This window comes from Polaribacter sp. 2405UD43-2 (assembly GCF_058147125.1).
Genome location: NZ_JBYVJX010000007.1, coordinates 119,653 through 145,001 on the forward strand (window position 1 = coordinate 119,653; position 25,349 = coordinate 145,001).

26 protein-coding genes are annotated in these 25,349 nt (G+C 30.5%); 19 read left to right on the forward strand and 7 right to left on the reverse strand.

Going from position 1 to position 25,349, the window contains the following annotated elements; genetic code table 11:
• Position 1: 1 nt before the first annotated feature.
• The 4 genes from ACY2RX_RS10845 to mraZ are packed head-to-tail and all read right to left on the reverse strand — an operon-like array spanning position 2 to position 3,710.
• On the reverse strand, positions 2-1,969 hold the full coding sequence (locus tag ACY2RX_RS10845) for a penicillin-binding protein (RefSeq protein ID WP_490104071.1): 1,968 nt from the start codon (positions 1,967-1,969) through the stop codon (positions 2-4).
• A 59-nt stretch (positions 1,970-2,028) separates the two neighbouring features.
• Positions 2,029-2,355 carry an FtsL-like putative cell division protein gene (locus ACY2RX_RS10850; protein WP_490104000.1) on the reverse strand — a complete coding sequence of 109 codons (327 nt, stop codon included), beginning with the start codon at positions 2,353-2,355 and terminating at the stop codon, positions 2,029-2,031.
• A 1-nt stretch (position 2,356) separates the two neighbouring features.
• Positions 2,357-3,256 (reverse strand): 16S rRNA (cytosine(1402)-N(4))-methyltransferase RsmH, encoded by a 900-nt coding sequence (rsmH, locus tag ACY2RX_RS10855; RefSeq protein WP_490104001.1) that lies wholly within the window; start codon positions 3,254-3,256, stop codon positions 2,357-2,359.
• Entirely contained in the window at positions 3,243-3,710 is a 468-nt protein-coding gene (gene mraZ, locus ACY2RX_RS10860) for a division/cell wall cluster transcriptional repressor MraZ (RefSeq protein ID WP_490104002.1), read from the reverse strand. Before mraZ ends, rsmH begins: the two co-directional genes overlap by 14 nt.
• A gap of 201 nt (positions 3,711-3,911) precedes the next feature.
• Between mraZ and ACY2RX_RS10865 the strand changes: the two genes are divergently transcribed.
• Genes ACY2RX_RS10865 through ACY2RX_RS10885 form a run of 5 tightly spaced genes read left to right on the forward strand, consistent with a single transcriptional unit; the run spans position 3,912 to position 7,816 of the window.
• Positions 3,912-4,676, forward strand: a complete 765-nt coding sequence (locus ACY2RX_RS10865; protein ID WP_490104003.1) for an alpha/beta fold hydrolase — start codon at positions 3,912-3,914, stop codon at positions 4,674-4,676.
• 5 nt (positions 4,677-4,681) lie between these two features.
• The gene (gene yihA / locus ACY2RX_RS10870; protein ID WP_490104004.1) at positions 4,682-5,293 is read left to right on the forward strand and encodes a ribosome biogenesis GTP-binding protein YihA/YsxC; all 612 of its coding nucleotides are present in this window, start codon (positions 4,682-4,684) and stop codon (positions 5,291-5,293) included.
• Between the two features lie 26 nt (positions 5,294-5,319).
• Positions 5,320-6,006 (forward strand): RluA family pseudouridine synthase, encoded by a 687-nt coding sequence (locus ACY2RX_RS10875; RefSeq protein WP_490104005.1) that lies wholly within the window; start codon positions 5,320-5,322, stop codon positions 6,004-6,006.
• 31 nt (positions 6,007-6,037) lie between these two features.
• Positions 6,038-7,075: an alkane 1-monooxygenase gene (locus ACY2RX_RS10880; RefSeq protein ID WP_490104006.1), complete on the forward strand. Its 1,038-nt coding sequence runs from the start codon at positions 6,038-6,040 to the stop codon at positions 7,073-7,075.
• Between the two features lie 3 nt (positions 7,076-7,078).
• Positions 7,079-7,816: a nitroreductase family protein gene (locus tag ACY2RX_RS10885; RefSeq protein ID WP_490104007.1), complete on the forward strand. Its 738-nt coding sequence runs from the start codon at positions 7,079-7,081 to the stop codon at positions 7,814-7,816.
• Between the two features lie 91 nt (positions 7,817-7,907).
• Here the strand turns inward: ACY2RX_RS10885 and ACY2RX_RS10890 are convergent, their stop codons facing one another.
• The gene (locus ACY2RX_RS10890) at positions 7,908-10,292 is read right to left on the reverse strand and encodes a penicillin acylase family protein (protein WP_490104008.1); all 2,385 of its coding nucleotides are present in this window, start codon (positions 10,290-10,292) and stop codon (positions 7,908-7,910) included.
• A gap of 100 nt (positions 10,293-10,392) precedes the next feature.
• On the opposite strand from ACY2RX_RS10890, the gene ACY2RX_RS10895 reads away from it, so the two are divergent.
• Together ACY2RX_RS10895 and galE are read left to right on the forward strand one after the other, a co-directional pair.
• Positions 10,393-11,541: a DegT/DnrJ/EryC1/StrS family aminotransferase gene (locus ACY2RX_RS10895; protein ID WP_490104009.1), complete on the forward strand. Its 1,149-nt coding sequence runs from the start codon at positions 10,393-10,395 to the stop codon at positions 11,539-11,541.
• A gap of 9 nt (positions 11,542-11,550) precedes the next feature.
• Positions 11,551-12,561: a UDP-glucose 4-epimerase GalE gene (gene galE / locus ACY2RX_RS10900; RefSeq protein ID WP_490104010.1), complete on the forward strand. Its 1,011-nt coding sequence runs from the start codon at positions 11,551-11,553 to the stop codon at positions 12,559-12,561.
• Between the two features lie 174 nt (positions 12,562-12,735).
• On the opposite strand, the gene fabD is transcribed toward galE, so the two are convergent.
• Positions 12,736-13,617: an ACP S-malonyltransferase gene (fabD, locus tag ACY2RX_RS10905; RefSeq protein WP_490104011.1), complete on the reverse strand. Its 882-nt coding sequence runs from the start codon at positions 13,615-13,617 to the stop codon at positions 12,736-12,738.
• 236 nt (positions 13,618-13,853) lie between these two features.
• Between fabD and ACY2RX_RS10910 the strand changes: the two genes are divergently transcribed.
• The 12 genes from ACY2RX_RS10910 to ACY2RX_RS10965 all read left to right on the forward strand — a co-directional run bounded on the left by ACY2RX_RS10910 (position 13,854) and on the right by ACY2RX_RS10965 (position 24,544).
• Positions 13,854-14,540: a queuosine precursor transporter gene (locus ACY2RX_RS10910; RefSeq protein ID WP_490104012.1), complete on the forward strand. Its 687-nt coding sequence runs from the start codon at positions 13,854-13,856 to the stop codon at positions 14,538-14,540.
• Positions 14,541-14,716: 176 nt separating this feature from the next.
• On the forward strand, positions 14,717-15,427 hold the full coding sequence (locus ACY2RX_RS10915) for a DUF547 domain-containing protein (RefSeq protein WP_490104013.1): 711 nt from the start codon (positions 14,717-14,719) through the stop codon (positions 15,425-15,427).
• Positions 15,428-15,465: 38 nt separating this feature from the next.
• Positions 15,466-15,801 carry an arsenosugar biosynthesis-associated peroxidase-like protein gene (locus tag ACY2RX_RS10920; protein ID WP_490104014.1) on the forward strand — a complete coding sequence of 112 codons (336 nt, stop codon included), beginning with the start codon at positions 15,466-15,468 and terminating at the stop codon, positions 15,799-15,801.
• 67 nt (positions 15,802-15,868) lie between these two features.
• Positions 15,869-16,921 (forward strand): arsenosugar biosynthesis radical SAM (seleno)protein ArsS, encoded by a 1,053-nt coding sequence (gene arsS / locus ACY2RX_RS10925; RefSeq protein WP_490104015.1) that lies wholly within the window; start codon positions 15,869-15,871, stop codon positions 16,919-16,921.
• 135 nt (positions 16,922-17,056) lie between these two features.
• Complete coding sequence (arsM, locus tag ACY2RX_RS10930) at positions 17,057-18,025, forward strand: arsenosugar biosynthesis arsenite methyltransferase ArsM (protein ID WP_490104016.1); 969 nt, start codon at positions 17,057-17,059, stop codon at positions 18,023-18,025.
• Positions 18,026-18,034: 9 nt separating this feature from the next.
• Entirely contained in the window at positions 18,035-18,550 is a 516-nt protein-coding gene (locus ACY2RX_RS10935) for a rhodanese-like domain-containing protein (RefSeq protein ID WP_490104017.1), read from the forward strand.
• Positions 18,551-18,589: 39 nt separating this feature from the next.
• On the forward strand, positions 18,590-19,216 hold the full coding sequence (locus ACY2RX_RS10940) for a TIGR04282 family arsenosugar biosynthesis glycosyltransferase (RefSeq protein WP_490104018.1): 627 nt from the start codon (positions 18,590-18,592) through the stop codon (positions 19,214-19,216).
• 6 nt (positions 19,217-19,222) lie between these two features.
• Positions 19,223-19,924 (forward strand): DM13 domain-containing protein, encoded by a 702-nt coding sequence (locus ACY2RX_RS10945; protein ID WP_490104019.1) that lies wholly within the window; start codon positions 19,223-19,225, stop codon positions 19,922-19,924.
• A gap of 51 nt (positions 19,925-19,975) precedes the next feature.
• The gene (locus ACY2RX_RS10950; RefSeq protein WP_490104020.1) at positions 19,976-20,791 is read left to right on the forward strand and encodes a purine-nucleoside phosphorylase; all 816 of its coding nucleotides are present in this window, start codon (positions 19,976-19,978) and stop codon (positions 20,789-20,791) included.
• A gap of 53 nt (positions 20,792-20,844) precedes the next feature.
• Positions 20,845-21,408, forward strand: a complete 564-nt coding sequence (locus ACY2RX_RS10955) for a transposase (RefSeq protein WP_490104021.1) — start codon at positions 20,845-20,847, stop codon at positions 21,406-21,408.
• A gap of 64 nt (positions 21,409-21,472) precedes the next feature.
• Positions 21,473-22,357: a sterol desaturase family protein gene (locus ACY2RX_RS10960; RefSeq protein ID WP_490104022.1), complete on the forward strand. Its 885-nt coding sequence runs from the start codon at positions 21,473-21,475 to the stop codon at positions 22,355-22,357.
• A gap of 150 nt (positions 22,358-22,507) precedes the next feature.
• The gene (locus tag ACY2RX_RS10965) at positions 22,508-24,544 is read left to right on the forward strand and encodes a S46 family peptidase (RefSeq protein ID WP_490104072.1); all 2,037 of its coding nucleotides are present in this window, start codon (positions 22,508-22,510) and stop codon (positions 24,542-24,544) included.
• A 55-nt stretch (positions 24,545-24,599) separates the two neighbouring features.
• Here the strand turns inward: ACY2RX_RS10965 and ACY2RX_RS10970 are convergent, their stop codons facing one another.
• Positions 24,600-25,328 (reverse strand): metallophosphoesterase family protein, encoded by a 729-nt coding sequence (locus ACY2RX_RS10970; RefSeq protein ID WP_490104023.1) that lies wholly within the window; start codon positions 25,326-25,328, stop codon positions 24,600-24,602.
• Positions 25,329-25,349 lie beyond the last annotated feature (21 nt).

The window sequence follows — 25,349 nt, forward strand, 5'->3', positions numbered from 1 at the left end:
TTTACGAAAGTTTTAAAATGATGGTTTTTCCTTTTACTAATTTTTCTCCTTTTTTAAGTGATTGAGATTTCACTTTTCCAACTCCAAAAAGTTTTACCTTTAATCCAATATTTTCTAACAAAGACAAGGCGTCCATACCAGACATTCCTTTAACATCAGGTATTATTTGGTAATTTTTGTTTAGTTTTTTATCGAACTTTTGATATTGATTTTCTATAGATGCAAACTCAATTTTATCATTTACAACTTGATGATCTATTGGCGTTGTTGTGTAAATTTTCTGAGCAATTTCTTTAAAAACTGGCGCTGCAACTGTTGCTCCATAATATCCTTTTTCTTTCTTCGGATTATGAATTACCACAATGCAAGTATATTTAGGTTTATCCGCAGGAAAAAAACCTGCAAATGATGCCACATAATGTTTTGTAGAATAGTAACCACCTTCCCATTCGCCTTTTTTATTTTTGGTTCTTGGTATATATTTTTTGGCAGTTCCTGTTTTACCTGCCATAGAAAAGCTAGAGGAATAAATATTATCTGCAGTTCCTTTAATGACTACATTTTCCATCACTTTTCTTATTTTTTTTAAAGTTTCGTCAGCAGCAATTTTTGGATTTACAATTTCTGTTTTAAAAACTTTTTCGGTTTTATCTTGTGTTCTTAGTTCTTTAACAAATCTTGGTTTTACCATAACACCGTTGTTAGCAACAGCATTGTAAAACATTAGTGTTTGCATTGGCGTTATTGATATTCCATAACCCCATGACATCCATTCTAAAGAAATTTTATTCCAACGTTTTTTATCTTTTGGATTTGGCACATAAGGTTTTCCTTCTCCTTTTATTTGAAAACCTATTGGTTTTGTAAATCCGTATTCGCTTAGTTTGTCTATAAATTTTTGTGGTTTATCGTCATAATATTTCTTGATTAACTTTACAATTCCTACGTTTGATGAAACCTCAAAAACCCTAGCTGCAGAAATTTTGCCATAACCCCCTCTTCTAGAATCTTCTACTTTTCTATTATGAATAAATATTTTCCCTTTTTGGGTATCAACCACTGTTGATGTGTCTATTACTTTATCATCTAAAGCAATCATTAAACTTGCTAATTTAAAAGTAGAACCAGGCTCATGGCTTTCCCAAACTGCATAATTTCTTTTTTCGTAAAAAGTTCCTTTTGATGTTTTACCTAGGTTAGAAATTGCCTTAATTTCGCCTGTTGCAGTTTCCATAACTACTGCACAACCATGGTCAGCTTCAAAATATTCTAACTTACGCAAAAGTGCGTGATGTGTTACATCTTGAATATTTACATCTATTGTTGTAATAATATCATGACCATCTATAGGTTCTTTTTCATTGACATCATTAATTGGTTTCCATTGATTTTTAGCAATTTTTTGTTTCCAACGCAAACCATTTTCTCCTTGCATATAATCTGCAAAAGCACCTTCTATACCTGCTTCACCTCTATAATCATCATAACCAATAGTACGCTCTGCTATTTTACCAATTGGATGCGCGCGCACTGTTTTGTGCTCTGCAATAAAACCACCTTTGTATACTCCTTTATTAAAAATCGGGAATTGCTTCATTTTTAGGTAATCTGTATAACCCACATTTCTGGCAATTAACAGATATCTACTTTTCTTGTTTTTAGCTTTTCTTAATTTATTTTGATAATAAGCTTGAGATTTTCCAAACATTTTAGAAAGTTCTTTAGACAAACCCACCACATTTTTTTCGAAAACTCCACTTTTTACAGCAGCAACCACATCCATTCTAATGGTAAATTTTGACATAGAAGTTGCCAGCAAATTACCATCTGCTGCATATACATTTCCTTTATTAGCGTAAATTGTATCTTGCTTTAAGGTTAATTCTGTAGAAAGCTTTCTATACTTATCTCCTTCTGAATATTGAATTGAAAAAACACGAAACACAATAGCCAATAAAAAAAGCGTCATAAAAGCAGCTACTAAGTAGAATTTTGCAAGTATGCTTTTTTTGTGAGTTGCCAATTTTATTATTCTTTAATAGTTACTTTTATTTTTTTTGGAGGAGATTCTAAAGGTTGCAAACCTCTTTTTTTTGCTTTTTCTCTGATATTAGATTCCATTTTCATTCGCATTAAAATAGTACCCGTATCTACATATTCTGCTCTTAACTCTCTTTTCTTTTTATTCAATTCTGATATTTGAATCACTTTTTTATCTGCTCTATGCGCACTTGTTATCATAATTAACAGTAAGCCAACAACAAAAAAGATAATGCGCCAATTTTTAAAAGCAGTCTCGTCAGTAAGAAAACTACCTCTTAGAAAATCATATACCCCTTTCTTAACTTTAGACATTCTACGTTTTTAATGTTGCTATTCTTAATTTAGCGCTGCGAGCCCTATTGTTTAGTTTAATTTCCTTTGGGGTAGGCACTATTAACTTTCCAACTTTTTGTAACGGCTCATCACTATTTCCAAAAACATCCTTTTCAGGCTCGCCACTAAATAACCCTGTTCTTATAAATCTCTTTACCAATCTATCTTCTAGAGAATGATAAGAGATAACACTCAACCTTCCTTGTTCTTTTAACAAATTCGGAACTTGTTCTAAAAACTCTTTTAAAACCTCTAATTCTTCATTTACTTCTATTCTTATTGCCTGAAATATTTGCGCAATAATTTTATGTTCTTTTGCTTTAGGCAAATATTTTTGCAAAGCTTTTCTTAACTGAAAACTTGTATCAATTTTCTCATCTTCTCTTTTTTCCACAATTGTTTTTGCAATATTTCTTGAATTCCTCAATTCGCCATAGAAAAACAATATTTCAGCCAATTCTTCTTCTGAATAATTATTGATAATTTCTTTTGCTGATTTTTTAGATTTCTGATTCATTCTCATATCTAAATCGCCATCAAAACGTGTAGAAAAACCTCTTTCTGCTTCATCAAACTGATGAGAAGAAACACCCAAATCTGCCAAAACACCATCTACTTTTCTTACTCCGTGAAATCTTAAAAATCTTGAGATATATCTAAAATTCTCAGGAATCAACACAAAACGTTTGTCATCTATTATATTTTCTAAAGCATCAGGGTCTTGATCAAAACCAAACAACTTACCATTTTCTCCCAGTCTTTTTAAAATCTCTCTAGAATGACCTCCACCACCAAACGTAACATCTACATAAATACCATCTTCTTTAATGGCAAGCGCATCAACACTTTCTTTGAGTAAAACCGGATTATGATAATTCATCAAAATCTGTATTACCCATTACTTCTTCTGCCAAATCAGCAAAATCATCTGCAGCGTCATCAATTGCTTTTTCGTACTTCTCTTTATCCCAAATTTCGATAATATTTACAGACGAAGACATTACTACTTGTTTTTTAATTCCTGCAAATGCAAATAAATCTTTCGGAATTAAAATTCTACCAGTTGCATCTAACTCCACCATTTTTACACCCGCCGTAAATCTTCTGATAAAATCATTATTTTTTTTCTTAAACTTGTTTAGCCTATTGATTTTTTCCATCATTAAACTCCACTCTTTCATCGGATACAACTCTAAACAAGGTTGAAAAACCGCTCTCTTAACCACAAACCCATCTTGTAACACAGGTGCAAGCTGCTTTTTAAAGGCTGATGAAAACATCATTCTTCCTTTAGCATCTGCTTTACATTCATATGTTCCAATAAGGTTTATCACTCAAAAAAAATATTAATTGAAATCAAAAATATATAAAATTTACCACTTTTTACCACTTTTTACCACTTTGTTAATAAATAACGTATTTGTTAACAATTCATTGCAAGTGAGTTCTATTGAATTTTACAAGCCTGTTTTACAAAAACGATATTTTATTCATAAAAAAGAATTACATTTGCCTTTGAGCGAAATGAGAAATCAATGACGAATAAGTTAAAAACTGAAGGGAAATTTACATACGCAGAAGATGGTGAAGGACCAGCAATAATTGTATTACATGGATTAATGGGTGCTTTGAGTAATTTTAACGATACTTTTAATCATTTTTCTAACAATAACTACAAAATATTTATACCAGAATTACCTTTATATAGTTTGCCTCTTTTAAAAACGAATGTTAAAAATTTAGCTAAGTTTTTAAAAGAATTTATGGAGTTTAAAAAACTTGATAAAGCTATTTTAATTGGTAATTCTTTAGGGGGTCATATTGGTTTGTATTTTACAAAACATTACCCAGAAAAAGTAAGCGCTTTAGTGCTAACAGGAAGTTCTGGCTTGTATGAAAATGCAATGGGAGATAGTTTTCCTAAAAGAGGTAATTATGAATACATTGAAGAAAAAGCTAGAGGCGTTTTTTACGACCCCGCAATAGCAACAAAAGAGTTAGTAGATGATGTTTACAAAATTGTAAATGATAGAAATACTGTTTTAAAAACTTTAGCCATTGCAAAAAGTGCTATAAGACACAATATGGCAAAAGATTTACCTAAAATGAAACAACCAACTTGTTTAATTTGGGGAAAACAAGACAGTGTAACACCACCTGAAGTTGCTGAAGATTTTAATAAGTTATTGCCAAATTCAGATTTATTTTGGATTGATAAATGTGGCCATGCAGCAATGATGGAAAAACCTGAAGAGTTTAACAAAATTCTACACAATTGGTTTATTTCTAGAAACATTTAAATCTTATGAAAATTAAATCTGCTGAGTTTGTAATGAGTAATAGCAATGTTACAAAAGCTCCAAAAGATAGAATTCCAGAATATGCATTTATAGGACGCTCTAATGTAGGCAAATCTTCATTAATTAATATGTTAATGGAACGTAAAGATTTGGCAAAAATTTCTGGTAAACCAGGAAAAACACAGCTTATCAATCATTTTAAAATTAATGATTCTTGGTTTTTGGTAGATTTACCAGGCTATGGTTACGCACAAGTTTCTAAAAAGAAAAGAACCATTTTTCAATATTTTATAGAAAATTATTTTAAAGAAAGAGAACAGCTGGTTTGTACTTTTGTTTTAATTGATTCTAGACACGATCCTCAAAAAATAGATTTAGAATTTATGCAATTTTTAGGCGAACAACAAATTCCGTTTTGTATTGTTTTTACCAAAGCTGATAAATTAGGAAGTTCTAAATTAAACAAACAAATTACTTCTTACAAAAAGAAATTACTACAACATTGGGAGTCTTTACCAACTACATTTATTACTTCATCTTCTACTGGTTTTGGCAGAGATGAATTTTTAAATTTTATTGATGGCGTTAACGAAGATGTAAAAGATAATTTTAAATAACTTTTATTCTTTGTTTTAATTATCAAATGCAATCTACTAAAGAAAATTTACAAGTTTTATTTGAAGACAATCATATTATTATTGTTAACAAAAAAGCAGGAGATATTACCCAAGGTGATAAAACTGGCGACAAACCTTTAAGCGAAGTTGTAAAAGAATATATCAAACAAAAATACAACAAACCAGGAAATGTGTATTTAGGTGTTGTGCACAGATTAGACAGACCCACTTCTGGAATTATCATTTTTGCAAGAACTTCTAAAGCTTTAGAAAGATTGAATAAAATGTTGCGCGATAAAACCATCAAAAAAACATATTGGGCTGTCGTAAAAAATCATCCTAAGAAAGAAAAAGATACTTTAATAAATTACTTAAAAAAGAATCCGAAGAATAATAAATCATCAGTTTTTAATAAAGAAATTACTGGAAGCAAAAGAGCCATTTTACATTATAAAGTAATTAAAAAACTAGACAATTATTCTTTACTCGAAGTTGATTTAGAAACAGGAAGACACCATCAAATTCGCGCACAATTATCATCTATAGGATGTTCTATTAAAGGCGATTTAAAGTACGGTTTTCCTAGAAGCAACAAAGACGGAAGTATTCATTTACACGCCAGAAAAATCGATTTTAAACATCCTGTAAGTAAAGAAAATATTAAAATTATTGCACCAACACCCAAGGAAGTTATTTGGAATGCTTGCCAGTAATTGCGTATATTTAGAGAATTAATTTTCTTTAATGAAAGCCTTAAAGTATTTTTCTGTATTAAGCTTACCAATTGTAGTTTTTATTTCTTTTACCAATTATGGATGGCTTTCTTATTTACCTATTATTTTTGTATTTGGATTTGTTCCTTTGTTAGAATTTTTTATCAAACCTAATAAAAATAATTTCTCTAAAGAAGAAGAAAAAAAAGAGAAAGAAAATAAGTTTTATACTTACCTTTTGTATGCTACATTACCCATTCAAATTGTGTTTTTGTTTCTATTTTTTGATGCAATAAACGAACCCAATTTAACGAACATAGAATTAGTAGGAAGAATTTTAGGAATGGGCATTTTATGCGGAGTTATTGGCATTAATGTTGGTCACGAATTAGGACATAGAAACAACAGATTTGATGAATTGATTGGCGAAATTTTATTACTTACTTCTTTAAATACGCATTTTTTACCTTACCATAATGCTGGTCATCATTTTAATGTTGCCACACCAGAAGATGCTGCTACCGCTAGAAAAAATGAAGTTTTATATCTTTTTTGGATTCGCTCTCATTTTACAAGTTACCTACAAGCCTGGAAACTAGAAAACAAAAGAATGAAATCTGAAAACAGAAGTTGGTTTCATCATCAAAATAGAATGATAATTTACACACTTTGTAATATTATTTTATTAGGATTGATTTACTTTTTTTACGGTCAATTTACTACTTTCTCTTTTATTGCAGCTGCCATTGTAGGAATTGTATTGTTAGAAACCGTAAATTATATAGAACATTATGGTTTGCTACGCAAGAAAAAAGAAAACGGACGTTATGAGCGCGTAAAAAGAAATCATTCTTGGAACTCAGATCATCAAGTTGGGCAAGCATTATTATTCAATTTATCACGTCATTCAGACCATCATTATAATGGCGCCAAACATTATCAATTATTAAAATCTTTGCCCGAAAGTCCGCAAATGCCAACAGGTTATCCAGGAATGATGTTATTAGCACTCTTTCCTCCATTATGGTTTTGGGTGATGAATCACAAAATTAAAAACCTCTCAAATTAAAATATGAATCCAGAAAAAACAGTTTCAGAAGCAATTAACTATAGACGCTCAGTAAGAATTTACGATGCAAAAAAAATAATAGACAAAAACATTGTAAAAAAATGTTTAGAACAAGCTGCTCTTGCTCCTAACAGCAGCAATATGCAATTGTGGGAATTTTATCATATTACATCAAAAGATATTATTGATAAAATTGCTCCTTTTTGTTTTAATCAAAATGCAGCAAAAACAGCACAACAATTGGTTGTTTTTGTAGTTAGAAAAGATTTATGGAAAAAAAGAGCGAAAGCAAATTTAGCTTTTATGGATTCGGTTTTTGGCAAAAATAACTCGAAATCAGAACAAAGTAGTAGAGAAAAAGTTGCCAGAAATTATTACGGTAAAATCATTCCGTTTGCATATACCGAGTTTTTAGGAATTTTGGGTTTGCTTAAATTTTTAATGATTTCTATAATCGGACTTTTTAAACCCATTTACAGAGAAGTAAGAAAAAGCGATATGCGCATTGTTGCTCATAAAACTTGTGGTTTGGCAGCTCAAAATTTTATGATTTCTATGGCAGCAGAAAGCTTAGACACTTGCCCAATGGAAGGTTCTGATACTTGGCGCGTTAAAAATTTATTGGGTTTGCCTTTTGCATCAGAAATAAATATGATTGTTTCTTGCGGAATTAGAGATGAAAAAGGTGTTTATGGAGAACGTTTTAGAATTCCTTTTAATGAAGTTTATAAAGAAGTGTAATGTCATTCTGAACTTGTTTCAGAATTGCATCAAAAATTATGAGAAGACGAAACAAGTTCAGCTTGACAATGAAAATAAAACCAGCTATTAATTACTCTCTTGGTTTTAAAACCAATACATTTTCACTTTTTATATAATCTGCCTCATTGAGACTCATTTTTACAAATTGCCCATCTAAATATTTTTGAGCTTGATCTTTGTAAAATTCACTAAACACATTTCCTGATTGACCTGTTGGTAAAATTCCCATACTGTTTTCTACATCAGAAAAATCAATAATTCTTCTAGTTGATGGTCCAGCATTTACTTTATAATAACCTGTGCTGTCTAACTTAAAAATTTGATTATTAATCACTTCATTCCCGCCAATAGTTTCAAAAGGACCCACATTAAAAAACTTACGCAAAAAACCTCCAGCTTTACCAATGGCGTGTTCGTGTTCTACAGAAATTACTCTGTTCCAAGTCCAATTGTCTATATTTTCTCCTAACTGATTTTGTAAAAAAGCAATGGTATTTTTAAAAGATTTATTTACAATTTCATTTTTTGTTTCTAATTTATTTTCTGTAGAGATATCATCCCACCAAACAGAATTTTTTCTATGTACTTGCACAGGTAAAACCTGATCTTGTAATTGCGAATTGATAAATAACTCGAAACTATTACCTAACTCATCTTTGTAAGTTCCTTTTAAAAACTCGTATAAAAAACGATTGTAAATGGTTGCGGCTACTGTTGTTTTTAAATAAATTCCATCCCAATTTTCTAAAATTGAAAACGCTTTTCTTTCTGATGCAGATAGCTTAGATTGATCTACACTTTTTAATAAATCTCTAGCAATTTCTGATGCTGTAGATGATCTTACATCATAAATCATTTTAGCAACATCATCTTTTGTAAAATCATTTTTTTGCTCTAATAATTCTACTATTCTTTTGGCTCTATCTTGTGGTTGATAATAACCAGGATACAATTTACCTCTTACAGAATCTATCTGATTATTTGCAGAATACACATAATTCCAAGGTGGATTTACAGCCTGCGGATTTTCCTCAAAAGGCAAAATATCTACAATTTCATCATCACCAGAAGCGCCATCTAAATAGATTTTAGAAGACAAACTATCTCTTAATTGATATAATTTTGCAGACGAAAACCAACCTATATTATCTTTTGCATCACCATACATTACATTTAAACCTGGTGCGTGAATTTTGGCAACAGATTTTTTAAAATCAGCTAAAGATTTAGTATGCGAAATTCCGTAAGCAACCTCTAACATTTCGTTTGGCAACTGTGTGTAAATCCAATTCATTGCAATTGGGCGTTTATCTATAACGTGCTCAATCAATCCATTCATTATGGGTCCGTGCTTACTCACTTTTACTTGAAAAGTAGTATCAACATCATCTTTAATTTTAATGGTTTTGTTTCTTATTTCGTACTTTTTAAATCCATCTGCAGTTTTATATTCTAAAGGATTTTTAGGATTTTCTTTCTCTACATAAAAATTTAAATCATCATTTGCCAGCATTGTTAAACCATATGCATATTCTTTATTATGCCCTAATAAGGGAAAAGGCATTAACGCAATATTAAATCCGTAGATTTCAAAATTGGGCGTTTTTATATGATTTTGATACCAAACTGAAGGTTGTGCAAATGCAATATGAGGATCATTTGCAAAAATTACTTTTCCGTTTTTAGTTTTATTGGGCGCAATTACCCAAGAATTACTACCAATAAAAGGTGAAACTGGTAAATCATCTACAATACTACTTACTGCTTTTGAAAAAATAGCTTCAATTTTTTGTGGATTATGAGATTTGTTGATGGTTAAATTTTGACTATAAGAACTCATTAATTCTTGTAAATAAGAAGTTCCTAAATTCTCTTTAATTTCAGTTAATAAAGGGTCTGTTTTATGTGCAACTGCAAAACTAAAAGCCATATACCCAAAAACATTATACATATCTTTTAGCGTATATTTTTCTTTTTCTACACCAACCATATAAAATTCTATGGGCGTTTTTCCTTCTTTTATATATTGATTTACTCCATCTAAATATGCTTGAGACAGTTTATACGCTTTTGTTGTTTTATCTAAACCAGCAATTGTTTTAATAGCAGCTTCTTCGATTCCTAAACCTCCAAAAAACTGATCTACTCTTACCAAATCTTTTCCAAAAATTTCAGACAATCTTCCTGCGGCAATTCTGCGGATTAATTCCATTTGCCATAATCTGTCTTGCGCATGCACATATCCTAAGGCAACATAAGCATCTTTTTCATTTTTTGCATTTATATGTGGCACACCAACTTCATCAAAATACACAGTTACATCATCAGAAATATTTGTTAATTCTAATTCTCCTGAATAATTAGGAGCAGCATATTTAGTGTAAATCCAAGCCAAAACAACTACTATTAAAAGTATAACTAAAAGTATTCTTAAAAAACGCTTTAAAAACTTCATAAAAATTGATTTTTTTCAAAGATAACAGAATTATTATTTTACAGATAAATACCAAAAAAATAAAAGTTACTTCGTATTTTTGATGCATTAAAATTTTATTATGAAAAAAATTCAAATGGTTGACTTACAAGGTCAATATCAACATATTAAAGAAACCGTAAATACTTCTATTGAGCAAGTTTTAAACACATCTGCTTATATTAATGGACCCTTGGTGTATGAATTTCAAAAAGATTTAGAAAAATACTTAGATGTAAAACACGTAATTCCTTGTGCAAACGGTACAGATGCTTTGCAAATTGCAATGATGGGTCTAGGCTTAGAACAAGGTGATGAGGTTATTACTGCAGATTTTACTTTTGCGGCTACTGTAGAAGTAATTGCACTGCTAAAATTAACGCCTGTTTTAGTAGATGTTGATGCAAAAACGTATAATATTGATATTAATGCATTAAAAAAAGCCATTACTCCAAAAACTAAAGCCATTGTTCCTGTTCATTTATTTGGACAAGTTGCCAATATGGATGCTGTTATGGAAATTGCAAAAGAACACAACTTGTTTGTTATTGAAGACAATGCGCAAGCAATTGGAGCAGATTATACGTTTAAAAACGGAACTAAAAAGAAAGCAGGAACCATAGGAAATGTTGGAACAACTTCTTTCTTCCCTTCTAAAAATTTAGGATGTTATGGAGATGGTGGTGCAATTTTTACAAACGATGATGATTTAGCTCATACAATTCGTGGCATAGTAAATCACGGAATGTATAAACGTTATTACCATGATGTTGTTGGGGTAAACTCACGTTTAGACTCTATACAAGCAGGAGTTTTAAAAGCAAAATTACCCAATTTAGATGCATATTGTAATGCAAGAAGAAATGCTGCTCGCTTTTACAACAATGCTTTTGCAAATAACAAAAACATTGTAACGCCAACTACCAATAACTGTTGTGAGATTTCTGATACTTGTAATTGCCATGTTTTTCATCAATATACATTACAAATTACCAATGATAAAAGAGATGATTTGCATAAACATTTGTTAGAAAAAGGAATTCCAAATGCTATTTATTATCCTGTAGCACTACATTCTCAAAAAGCGTACATAGATTCTCGTTATAAAGAAAGTGATTTTCCAGTAACTAACGAATTAATTAAAACGGTAATTTCTTTGCCAATGCATACAGAACTAGATCAAGAACAATTAACATACATAACAAAAACGATTTTAGATTTCGTTAACTAACACAGCACAATGAAAAAAATATTAGTAACAGGAGGATTAGGATTTATTGGTTCTCACACAGTTGTAGAATTACAAAACGAAGGTTTTGAGGTTATTATTATCGATAATTTATCCAATTCAAAAATTGAAGTTTTAGATAATATCACTTCTATCACCAATAAAAAACCAACTTATTTTAACATTGACCTTAAGAACAAAACACTAGTAAAGGAGTTTTTTGCAAATCATAAAATTGATGGTGTAATTCATTTTGCAGCTTCAAAAGCAGTTGGAGAAAGTGTTGAACAACCTTTGAAATACTATGAAAACAACATAAACACTTTGGTATATCTTTTACAAGAAATGAATACCAATAAAGTTAACAATTTTATTTTTAGCTCATCGTGTACTGTTTATGGTCAAGCAGACGAATTACCTATTACCGAAAACGCCCCTATTAAACCTGCTGAATCTCCGTATGGAAACACCAAACAAATTGGAGAAGAAATTATAAAAGACAGCACTAAAACTTCTGGTTTAAAGGCAATTGCATTGCGATATTTCAACCCAACTGGAGCACATAAATCTGCAAAAATTGGAGAGTTACCAATTGGTGTTCCTCAAAATTTAATTCCTTATGTTGTTCAAACTGCTGCCGGAATTCGTAAAGAATTGTCAGTCTTTGGAAGCGATTACCCAACTCCTGATGGAACTGCAGTACGTGATTATATTCACGTAGTCGATTTGGCAAAAGCACATATTGTTGCCTTGAAAAGATTGTTAGCAGACAACAACAAAGCTAATTACGAAATATTTAATCTTGGAACTGGTAAAGGAAATTCTGTATTAGAAGTTATCAAATCTTTTGAAAAAGTAACAGGAAAAAAAGTGAATTACAAATTGGTTGACCGAAGAGAAGGCGATATTACTGCCGCTTATGCCGATACCAATTTTGCAAATAACGAATTAGGATGGAAAACAGAATTAACAATTGAAGATGCTTTGCTTTCGGCATGGAAATGGCAAGAAACACTTAAATAAGTTTTAAATTTTTAGTTTTGAATTGTTGTATATAACAACTTTGAACTTAACTAAAAAATTAGATTCTTCACTACGTTAAGAATGACATTTAAAAAAGGGCCTTCAAATTTTGAAGACCCTTTTTTTTACTTTATTTAATTATCATTTACTAAAAAACAGCAACTCAACTTATAACTAAATGCTTGCCCCACTAGCAGCAACACTTCTATCAATTTTTCGCATTAAACCTTGTAAAACTTTACCCGGTCCAACCTCAATAAATTCAGTTCCACCATCTGCAACCATTGCCTGTACACATTGAGTCCATTTTACAGGAGCTGTTAATTGCGCAATCAAATTTTCTTTAATTTCTGAAGGTTCAGTAACTGCTTTTGCCACTACATTTTGATACACAGCACAAGTAGGCTTGCTAAATTCAGTTGCCTCAATTGCAGCAGCTAATTCCTCTCTTGCAGGCTCCATTAATGGCGAATGAAATGCACCACCAACAGGTAATAACAAAGCTCTTCTTGCGCCTTTTTCGGTCAATACTTCGCAAGCTTTTTTTACCGCTTCAATTTCTCCAGAAATAACTAATTGTCCTGGGCAGTTATAATTTGCAGCCACCACTACTCCATCTATTTCTGCGCAAGTTTCTTCAACAACATTATCATCTAATCCTAAAACAGCTGCCATTGTAGATTCTTGAGCTTCACAAGCTTTTTGCATAGCCAATGCACGTTTAGAAACCAATTTTAATCCATCTTCAAAAGATAAAACTCCATTTGCAACTAATGCAGAAAGTTCTCCTAAAGAATGACCTGCAACCATTTCTGGTTGAAAAGAATCTCCTAAAACTTTTGCTAAAATTACCGAATGTAAAAAGATGGCAGGTTGCGTAACTTTCGTTTCTTTTAATTGTGCTGCAGTTCCTTCAAACATAATGTCTGTAATTGAGAATCCTAAAATTTCATTTGCTTTTTCAAAGTACTCTTGCGCCAATGGCGATTTTTCGTATAAGTCTAATCCCATTCCTGAAAATTGCGCTCCCTGACCTGGAAAAATATATGCTTTCATATTATTCTGTTTAATTGTTTGATTTGTTTCAGTATGTAAATGCTTGCAAAAATAATCATTTTTATTGGAAGCTATTTCCTGCTTTCCGCACTCGCTTTTTTTACCCTAAAAAGGAATAAAAAAGAGCTCAAACAATTGCTACAATCAGGGCTAAACTTGTTTGCCAGCTTTAGTATAAATTTCTAAAACTCTATTTTTCTATCAATCTAATTATCTAAAATCACTATTTTCGTTCTATGACGCAACAAAATAAAAATCTTGCCAATAATATCTATTTAATTCTTGCAGCTTTGTTTATTGCTTCTTTAGTGGCTTCAAATTTAATTTTTCAAAAATTCTTTTATTGGGAGCCTTTTGGTTTGCACAGGTTTGAAGTTTCAGTCGGAATTCTACCTTATCCAATCACTTTTTTAATTACAGATATTTTATCAGAAATTTATGGAAAAAAGAAAGCAAATCTAGTAGTGATTGCCGGAATTTTCGCTTCCTTCTTTTCTATGTTAATTATTTTAGTGGCAGATTTTGTACCTGCAATAGATAACTCTCCCGTAAATAACAAAATCTTTCATCAAGTTTTTGGTTTATCGCCTTTAGCTGTATTAGCTTCTATGTTAGCCTATTTATTTGCGCAATTTTTTGACATTAGAATTTTTCATTTTTGGAAAAAAATAACCAAAGGAAAGCATTTATGGTTGCGTAATAATTTCTCAACATTTGCTTCACAATTTATAGACACATTTACGGTAGTTTTTCTATTATGCTCATTTAAGGTTTTACCTTGGGCAATTTTTACAAACCTATTAATAAATGGCTTTCTTTTTAAAATAATAATTGCAGCATTAGATACACCAATTCTTTATGGAATAGTCTTTCTTTTTAGAAAAAAATTCAACTTAAAAGTTGGTGAAGAAATTTTGGATTAATTCAAAAAGATTTCTTCGATTTTTTCAATCGAAGTTTCCATTGAAATTGTCATTCCTATAAAAACAGGAATCTAAAAAACATAATTTCTTTATCCGTATTTTATAGGTAAAAAAATTATAGTTTTTTTGTAATTAATTAAAAAATGTTCCGTCTAAAAAATCAGAAATTATATAAAATGAAAAAAACACTTTTACTACTTGTTGCAATTTTAAGTTTATCACAAACAAATTCACAAACATCAATTTTTAACGATTTATTACAAAAACACGTTTCTAAAAAAGGAATTGTAGATTACAAATCTTTCAAAAATGAAGAAGCAAAACTAGATCGTTTTATTTCTTATTTAGAAAAAACTTCTCCAGATAATTCGTGGTCAAAAAACAAACAAAGAGCCTTTTGGATTAACGCTTATAATGCATATACGCTGAAGTTAATTTTAGAAAACTATCCTATAAAAAGCATTCTAAAAATCAAGAAAAAAGGAAAAACTGCTTGGAAAATCCCTTTTGCAAAAGTTGGTGGAAAAACCTATACTTTAGATCATATTGAGCACGAAATTTTACGCAAAAAATTATTTGACCCTAAAATTCATGTTGGTGTAAATTGTGCTTCAGGATCTTGTCCTAAATTAGGAAACAAAGCATTTACTGAAGATAATATTGAAAGTGAATTAACTCGTTTAATGAAAGAGTTTATCAACGATTCATCAAGAAATAAAATTTCAAAAAAGAAAGTTCAGATTTCTGAAATTTTTAACTGGTTTAAAGCCGATTTCACTAAAAATGGTTCTCTTATAGATTATCTAAATAAATACAGTAATATTGAAATAAAATCGAATGCAAAAATCTCTCATTTAAAGTACGATTGGAGTTTAAACGGTAAATAATTTCAGTATCTTTCAGCCTCAAAAATTAAAACTAATTTATGTCTAAATCATATTATGATGCTGCCGATTTAAGAAAATTTGGCAAAATAACAGATTGGAGCGAAGAACTTGGAAACAAGTTCTTTGATTATTATGGAAAAGTCTTTGAAGAAGGTGCTTTAACTGCTCGCGAAAAAAGTTTAATTGCTTTGGCTGTTGCGCACACAGAGCAATGCCCTTATTGTATTGATGCTTATTCTAAAGATGGTTTGCAACGTGGAATTACCAAAGAAGAAATGATGGAAGCCATACACGTTGGCGCAGCTATAAAAAGTGGTGCAACATTAGTACATGGAGTTCAAATGATGAATAAGGTTAACAAATTAGAAATGTAAAAGTAATTACGAATTACGAATTAATAATTATTGAATTCGTAATTTCTAATTTACAATTCGTAATTAAATGAAAAAATCATTAAAAGCAAGAAATAACGATATTGCAAACACTTCTCGTCAACTAGAAATTCTTTCAAACGGGATTTTTGCAGACGGAGAACTACCTACTTTTGCAAATAAAATTAAAGAAACTAATCAGTTTCCTTTACGTCCTAAAAAATTGGAAACTCTTCAAATTAACTTAGGATATATGTGCAACCAAGTTTGCGCACATTGCCATGTAGATGCGGGGCCTGATCGTAAAGAAATTATGACGATTGAAACGATGCAACAATGTTTAAATGTCATTAAAAATACTGGAGCGCACACATTAGATTTAACAGGAGGCGCACCAGAAATGAATCCTAATTTTAGATGGTTTGTAGAAGAAGCATCAAAAGCTGGAATTAAAGATTTTATTGTTCGCTCTAATTTAACCATTATTAGAGCCAATAAAAAGTATTACGATTTACCTGAGTTTTTTAAAAAGCATAATGTGCACGTAGTTTCTTCAATGCCACATTGGACACGTGGAAAAACCGATAAGCAACGTGGAGATGGCGTTTTTGATAAATCTATAAAAGCTTTACAAATGTTCAATGAAGTAGGTTATGGAATTGAAGGTTCAGATTTAAAACTAGACTTGGTATATAATCCTTCAGGGGCATTTTTACCTGGAAATCAAATGGCATTAGAAAACGATTTTAAAGAAGCGCTAAAAGAAGATTTTAACATCAACTTTAATTCACTTTTTGCCATTACAAATTTACCAATCAGCAGGTTTTTAGATTATTTAATTGCATCAGAAAATTACGAAGATTATATGTATGCTTTGGTAGAAGCTTACAATCCGCTTGCGGTAGATAATGTAATGTGCACAAACACATTGTCTGTTAGTTGGGATGGATTTTTATACGATTGCGACTTTAATCAAATGTTAAATTTAAAAGTAAATGCCAAAGTAAAACACATTGCTGATTATAATGAAGAATTGTTACAGAATAGAAACATAATTATCAATCAACACTGTTATGGCTGTACTGCTGGTGCAGGAAGTAGTTGCCAAGGAACAGTTGCATAAGGCCAGCCTGCAAAGCATTTCCGAAGAATGAGGATTCTTTGTAGGTTTAAAAACACAACTACAAGGTTTAAAAAACCTTGCAGGATAAAAATATGATACACGAATCATATAAGAATTCGTGACAAACAATAAAATATGAGTTATTTAGAAACCACATACGATGTTTATAAAGAAGCAGCTTTAACGCCAGATATTGGCTTGTGCTGCACCACTAATCCTATTTGGGAGTTACCCGGATTAAAGATTCCACGTATTATGCAAGAAATGAATTATGGTTGTGGTTCTACAGTACACGCTCGCGATTTAACCAACAACCCTAAAATGCTCTATGTTGGTGTTGGTGGTGGAATGGAATTGTTACAATTCGCCTATTTTAACAGAAATAAAGGTGGCGTTATTGGTTTAGATGTGGTAGATGAAATGCTAGAAGCATCTCATAAAAATTTTAAAATTGCTGAAGAACAAAACCTATGGTTTAAATCTGATTTTGTTGATTTACGCAAAGGCGATGCAATGAATTTACCTGTTAAAAGTAATTCTATTGATGTTGCAGCTCAGAATTGTTTGTTCAATATTTTTAAAGCTGATGATTTAAAAAAAGCCATTGCTGAGATGTACAGAGTATTAAAACCTCACGGGCGTTTAGTGATGAGCGACCCAACTTGCGAACAACCAATGAGTGATGAATTACGAAACGACGAACGTTTACGTGCTTTGTGTTTAAGTGGTAGTTTACCAATTGCCAATTATGTAAAAGCCTTAACAGATGCAGGTTTCGGAACGATTGAAATTAGAGCCAGAAAACCTTACAGAATTTTAGACCCAAAAAATTACCCAACTAACAAATTGATTTATATAGAATCTATTGAAGTTGCCGCTATTAAAGACCCTATGCCTGCAGATGGTCCTTGTATTTTTACAGGTAGAGCTGCCATTTATTTTGGTAATGAAGATTATTTTGACGATGGTTTAGGACACGTTTTATTAAAAAACCAGCCACTTGCAATTTGCGATAAAACTACTGCTGCCCTACAAGCTTTAGGCAGAGATGATATTTTCTTTTCAGAACCTACTTATCATTATGATGGTGGTGGATGTTGTTAAGCATCGCAGATGCATTTTTTAAAATTTAATAATTTGAAAAAAACACTTTTACTTTTTATCTTAATAAGTTCAACAACTTTTGGGCAAAAAAAACTAGATAAATTACTGAATAAATGGAACAAAAGAAATGTTCCTTATATATCTGTAGAAACATTGGCTTTACCAAAAACTGATGCTATATTATTAGATGCCAGAGAAGATAAAGAATATAAAGTCAGTCATCTTAAAAATGCCATTTGTGTTGGTTATAACAAATTCAATTTAGAAAAAACACTTGCAAAACTTCCTAAAGATAAAAATGCAAAAATTGTTGTGTATTGCTCTTTAGGAATTCGTTCAGAAACAATTGCTCATAAATTAATACAAGCTGGCTACACCAATGTTTATAACTTATATGGTGGAATTTTTAAATGGAAAAACACCAACTTTAAAGTAGTAGATACTTTAGGTAATGAAACCGAAAAAGTACACTCCTTTAACAAAGATTGGAGCAAATGGCTTAAAAAAGGAGAGAAAGTGTATTAGTTGTTAGAAGTTAGAAGTTGGAAGAAAATTACAAATTTTATGTCATTTCGAGCGCAATCGAGAAATCTCTTATTAATCTTTACAAGAAATCCTGAATTAGGAAAAGTAAAAACACGTTTAGCAAAAACTATTGGCAATAAAACTACTTTAGAAATTTATCAATTTTTATTACAAAAAACCCGAAATATTTCATTAAAAGTAAACTCAGACAAAGCTGTTTATTATTCAGTAAAAGTGAGAGAAAATGATATTTGGGATGAATCTATCTATCAAAAACATCAACAAAAAGGAGAAGATTTAGGCATAAGAATGTTAAATGCTTTTAAAAACGGATTTGATGCTGGTTACAAAAAAGTGATGATTATTGGTAGCGATTTATATGATTTATCACCAGAAAACATAGAAAAAGCATTTAAAGAATTAAACCAAAATGACGTTGTTATTGGTCCTGCAAAAGATGGTGGTTATTATTTATTAGGAATGAATGCTTTGCAAGAAAATATTTTCAAAAATAAAAATTGGGGAACTGAAACCGTAAGAAAAGATACTTTAGAGGAATTAACTGATAAAAAAGTGAAATTATTAGAAATTAAAAACGACATAGATGTATATGAGGATATTTTAGACATCCCAGAAATTATGCAAACGTTTATAAATTCTAAATAATTTTATATGAAAACACTTTTACTTGCTACTTTTTTAAGTTTCACTTTTTTGCAAATTAATGCGCAATGTTCTCAAAATGCATCAAATTTTGGTAACAACACCTCAACACCATCCTATAATGTTTCTGGTAATGTTAGTGTTGTTTTAAACACAAACAATTCAGTTACCATAAATTTTGGAAGCAATTTTAGCACAACTTCTGGCCCAGATGTAAGGTTATATTTGATTAAATCTGCGGGTAAATCAATCTCGGAATTAAAAAGTGTAAACCCTACAACTTTAGAAAATATTTCTTTTGGATTAATTGGTTTTTCAGGAGCACAAAGCTATACACAAATGATTCCTAATAATATTAACATTTCAGAATACGACACCGTTTTCTTTTACTGTTTACAATTTACAGCCTTTTGGGATGTTGGTTCCTATACTCCTTTTTCGTCTGCAAATTGTTCCGTTTTAGATATCAATTCTTTTCAAATTGATAAAATTTCATTCTACCCAAACCCAGCAAAAGATAAAATTCAAATCTCAAATATGGATGCTGTTTCTGCTGAAATTCGTATTTTTAATGTTTTAGGTAAACAAGTTTTTCATCAAAAAAACAGCAAAGAAAAATCGATAGATATTTCTTCTTTTAACAAAGGAATTTATTTGATTAAAATTGATGTTGATGGAAAGTCAAAAACACAAAAATTAGTAGTTCAGTAAAATTGATACTGAATTACTAAATCAATTTAAGCACCAGTAAATTCAGTATAAATGAAGCAACAACAATTACAAGAAACTATTAAGTTTTTAAAATCAAACGGAATTACAAATCCTGAAATAGGAATTGTTTTAGGCACAGGTTTAGGTAAATTAGTCAATGAAATTTCGATTGAAAAAGAGATTGGCTATTCAGAGATTCCGAATTTTCCAGTGGCAACTGTAGAGTTTCATTCTGGTAAATTAATTTACGGAGAATTATCTGGCAAAAAAGTTTTGGTAATGGCTGGTCGTTTTCATTTATACGAAGGTTACAATTCTTGGGAAGTAACTTACGGAATTAGAACTATGCAAGGTTTAGGAATTAAAAACTTACTAATTTCTAACGCAGCTGGCGCCATAAATCTTAACTATAAAAAAGGCGATTTAATGTTGATAGAAGATCATATTAATTTGCAAGGAAGCTCTCCTTTAGCATTTAATGGCGCTAATAATTTCGGAAATATTTTTGCAGATATGTTAGAGCCTTATTCTAAAGATATCAACAGTAAAATGACACAAATTGCTAAAAATCAAAATATACAATTACATAAAGGAGTGTATGCAAGTGTTTTAGGACCTCAGTTAGAAACCAGAGCAGAATACAGAATGTTGCAAATCTTAGAAACAGATGCAGTGGGTATGAGTACTGTACCAGAAGTTATTGTTGCCAAACAACTTAATTTACCTTGTGCTGCTGTTTCTGTTTTAACTGATGAATGTGATCCTAAAAATTTACAACCTGTAAATATTGCAGAAATCATTGCCATTGCAGGAGAAGCAGAACCTAAAATGATTACCCTTTTTAAGGAGGTTATTAAAGTGATTTAATTTTTGAGACCCTTCAGGTTTTAAAAACCTGAAGGGTTTTGTAAATTTATATTATGAAAATTGAAAAATTAGAATCTCAAAATTATTACCATATTTATAATAGAGGTAATAATGGGCAGTCCATTTTTTTTGAAGAAAAAAACTATTTCTATTTTTTAGATTTGATAAAGAAATATCTCATTCCAATTTCTAAAATTTATTCGTATTGTTTTCTTAAAAATCATTTTCATATTCTCTTAAGAATTAATGATGATTGTGAGAATCCTTCAAAATATTTTTCAAACCTATTTAATGCTTATACAAAAGCAATAAATAAAAAATATATGAGAACGGGAAGTCTTTTAGAAAAACCTTTTAAAAGAATAAAAATTACTGATGAAAATTATTTGAAAAGTTTAATTCTTTATATTCATCTTAATCCAGAACATCATCAAGTTTCTGATAATTTTAGAAATTATAAGTATTCTTCTTATCAATCAATTTTATCTTCAAAAAAGACAAATCTTAAAAGAAATGATGTTTTAGATTTGTTTGATGGAAAACAAAACTTTATACAAACTCATATAGAAAGAAAAGTTTTTATAAATGAAAAAAACAAACATCTTTTATTAGAATAATAAGCAAAATAAGACCCTTCAGGTTTTAAAAACCTGAAGAATCTGTATAACTTTACAAAACAAGATGAACAAATACCTAGACATCATAAAAAACTCTTATTCCGATTATTGGAATTACATAAAACAATCTGTTTTGATGGAGTTAAATTGGGAGAATTATTTCTACGGATTAATAATCATTTCATTAATTGTTTGGGCTTTAGAAGCTATTTTTCCTTGGCGTAAAAATCAATCTTTATTTAGAAAAGATTTTTGGTTAGATACATTTTATATGTTCTTTAATTTCTTTTTATTAAACTTAATTGTATTAATTGCGTTATCAAATACTGCAGCTGCACTTTTTAATGATATTTTAGGATATGCTGGTTTATCAATTGCCGATTTTCAATTATTAGAATTAAATACTTTTACTTTTCCTGTAAGAATTTTTATCTTTTTTATAGTGGTTGATTTTGTACAATGGTGGACACATAGGTTGTTGCATAAGTTCGAATTTCTTTGGAATTTTCACAAAGTGCATCACTCTGTAAAACAAATGGGATTTGCAGCACACCTACGTTATCATTGGATGGAACCCATAGTTTACAATTCTTTAAAATATATTCCGTTAGCAATTATTGGTGGTTTTTCTGCGCAAGATGTTGCCTTTGTACACTTCTTCAATATTTTCATAGGCCATTTAAATCACGCAAACATTAATTGGGATTATGGTTTTTTAAAATACATTTTTAACAATCCTAAAATGCATATTTGGCATCACGCAAAAAAATTACCAGAAGACAGACAAACAGGTGTCAACTTCGGAATTACTTTAAGTATTTGGGATTATATTTTTAAAACCAATTACATTCCTCATTCTGGTAGAGATATAGAATTAGGTTTTGATAATGATGAAAATTTTCCGAAAAATTTTATCAAACAAGAGCTCTATCCTTTTATTAAAAAATAACTGCTTTTGTGTATCTTTACGCTATTAAAATTCAAATTTATGAAAAATTTCAAACTCTATTTATTAATAGTATCAATCATTTTTGTTTCCTGTAAAACAGTTGAAAACACAACAAAAAACACAGTTGCAAATACTACTAACATAAAAGGAATGCAAGGTGGTATGTGGATTCCTTCGCTTTTAGAAGGAATGAACGAACAAGAAATGACTTCTTTAGGAAGTAAATTAACTGCCAAAGACATTTACGATGTTAACAACTCTAGTTTAAAAGATGCTATTGGGCATTTTAATGGAGGCTGTACAAGCGAAATTATTTCGGACAAAGGTTTAGTTTTAACAAATCATCACTGTGGATTTGGACAAATTCAATCGCATTCTTCATTAGAAAACGATTACCTAAAAAATGGTTTTTGGGCAATGAATTTAAACGAAGAATTACCAAACCCAGGTTTATATATCGAATTTATTGTTAGAATAGAAGATGTAACTGACAAAGTTTTTGTTGGAGTTACTAACGCTTTAACTGAAAAAGAAAAGCAATCTATCATTACTAAAAACAGTAATGCTTTACAAAAAACAGTTGCTAAGGAAACTTGGCAAAACACAAAAGTAAAATCCTTTTACCAAGGTAATCAATACTTTTTATTTGTAACAGAACGTTTTGAAGACATTCGTTTGGTAGGAGCACCACCAACAAGTATTGGTAAATTTGGTAGCGATACAGATAATTGGGTTTTTCCTAGACATACAGGAGATTTTTCTATGTTTAGAATTTATGCTGACCAAAATAATCGTCCTGCAAAATACAGTAAAAACAACAAACCTTACAAACCAAAACACTTTTTACCAATTTCTTTAGATGGTGTAGAAGAAGGAGATTTTACAATGGTTTTTGGTTTTCCTGGCAGAACTAACGAATACTTACCAGCAGTTGCTATTAAGCATATAACACAAGAATACAACCCAACAAATATTGCCATTAGAGAAGCTGCTTTAAAAGTGATTGATGCTAAAATGAAAGCTAGTGATAACGTTCGTATCAAATACGCTTCTAAACAAGCTCGAATTGCAAATGCCTGGAAAAAATGGATTGGTGAAAATCTAGGAATTCAAAAAAGCAACGCTGTTGCAAAAAGACGTGAGTTTGAAGCAACTTTTACAAAAGCTTTACAAGAAAAAAACTTAACAGAAAAGTATGGTTATATTTTACCCGAATTCGACCGTTTATACAAAGATTTTGCCGCTATAAATATTAAAAGAAGAAACTTTATTGAAGTCTTTTTAGTAACCAATGAGTTAATGAAAATGACTTTTAGAGCTTATCAATTTGAACAAGCTGTAACAAGAAATCCAAATACATTTAATAAAGCAACAGCTTCTATTACAAGCACTTTAAAAGGTATTCATAAAAATTATGATGTTGGTGTAGACAAAGGTGTATTTAAAAATGTGATGCCATTTTTTAACAAAAATGTTGATGCTAGTATTTATGATGCTACTGCTTTTACAAATCTTGACAATGCCTTAGAATTGTTTAACGGAAAAGCCGAAGATGTATTAAAAAAACTAAATGATGATGCAGCTTATAAATACGCAAAACCAATGATTAAAGCATTTTACAATAAAATTAATGTAGCGTATCAACAAAAAAACGCACCTATAGTTGCGCTTCAAAAAACATATATGAAAGCTTTAATGGAAGCATTGCCAAATGCTCGTTATTTTCCGGATGCAAATAGTACCTTACGTGTAACTTATGGTCAAGTTCGTGGTTATTCTCCCAGAGATGCTGTGTATTACAATCCTGTGAGTTATTTAGACGGTGTTATAGAAAAATATGTTCCTGGAGATTATGAGTTTGATGTTCCAGAAAAATTACGTCAACTTTATAAAAGCAAAGATTACGGACAATATGCTGATAAAAACGGTAAAGTTCCTGTTTGTTTTTTAGGCACAAATCATACAACTGGCGGTAATTCTGGAAGTCCTGCAATAGATGCTCACGGAAATTTAGTGGGGCTTAATTTTGATAGAGTTTGGGAAGGAACTATGAGCGATATGAATTACGACCCAGAAATCTGTAGAAATATTATGGTAGATTTACGTTATGTATTATTTATTGTTGATAAATATGCGGGTGCTACCCATTTAATTGATGAAATGAAATTGGTACATCCAAAGAAATAAAGAATAAAACAACCGTTTTTAAAAATCAGTTTAGGTAATTATCTAAACTGATTTTTTATTTATTTCTACCTTTTTCATTCGGATACAATGCTGGTAAATTATCACTCTGAAAAAAGGCTTTTGTATCAATATTTATTGCTGTAATTTTTCCTTTAAATGCTGCACCTGTATCAATATTCCAAACATTTTCTATATTCATAGGGTTTGACTCATTATAATTTGTAGTGGGTGTATGACCAATGTAAATCTCCTTGTATATTTTAATTCTTTTAGGATAAAAAAGTGAGTCTTTATCTATGGTTCTATCAAGTGCCAACAACATTTCCCACAAAGATCTATCTGTATAAAAAACTCTTTTATCTAACTCTCTATCTACGCCATATAAAGAAGTAAAACCTGCGTGTAAAAACAATCTATTTTTAGTGTCTAAATAATACAAAGGCATCTTCTCAAAAAAGAGAAGGTGTTGTTGTTTTTCATCAACAGTAAAACGCTCATAACTCTCTATAGTTTCTTTACCTCCATGTAAATACCAAGCAGGATGTACCGTTTTGTTTTTTAACCAATCTTGGCACCAAGCATCATGGTTTCCTTTGATAAAAACACAATTGAATTTCTTTGATACATCTATTAAAAACTGAATAACTTGTGCAGACTCGCTCCAACCATCTACATAATCTCCCATAAAAACAAGCGTGTCATCATCTTTTAGTTCTAATTTATTTAAAACTTGAAGTAAGGCTTTTAAGCCACCGTGAATATCGCCAATTGCAAAAGTTCTCATCTGCTTTTATTTTTAGCAAAA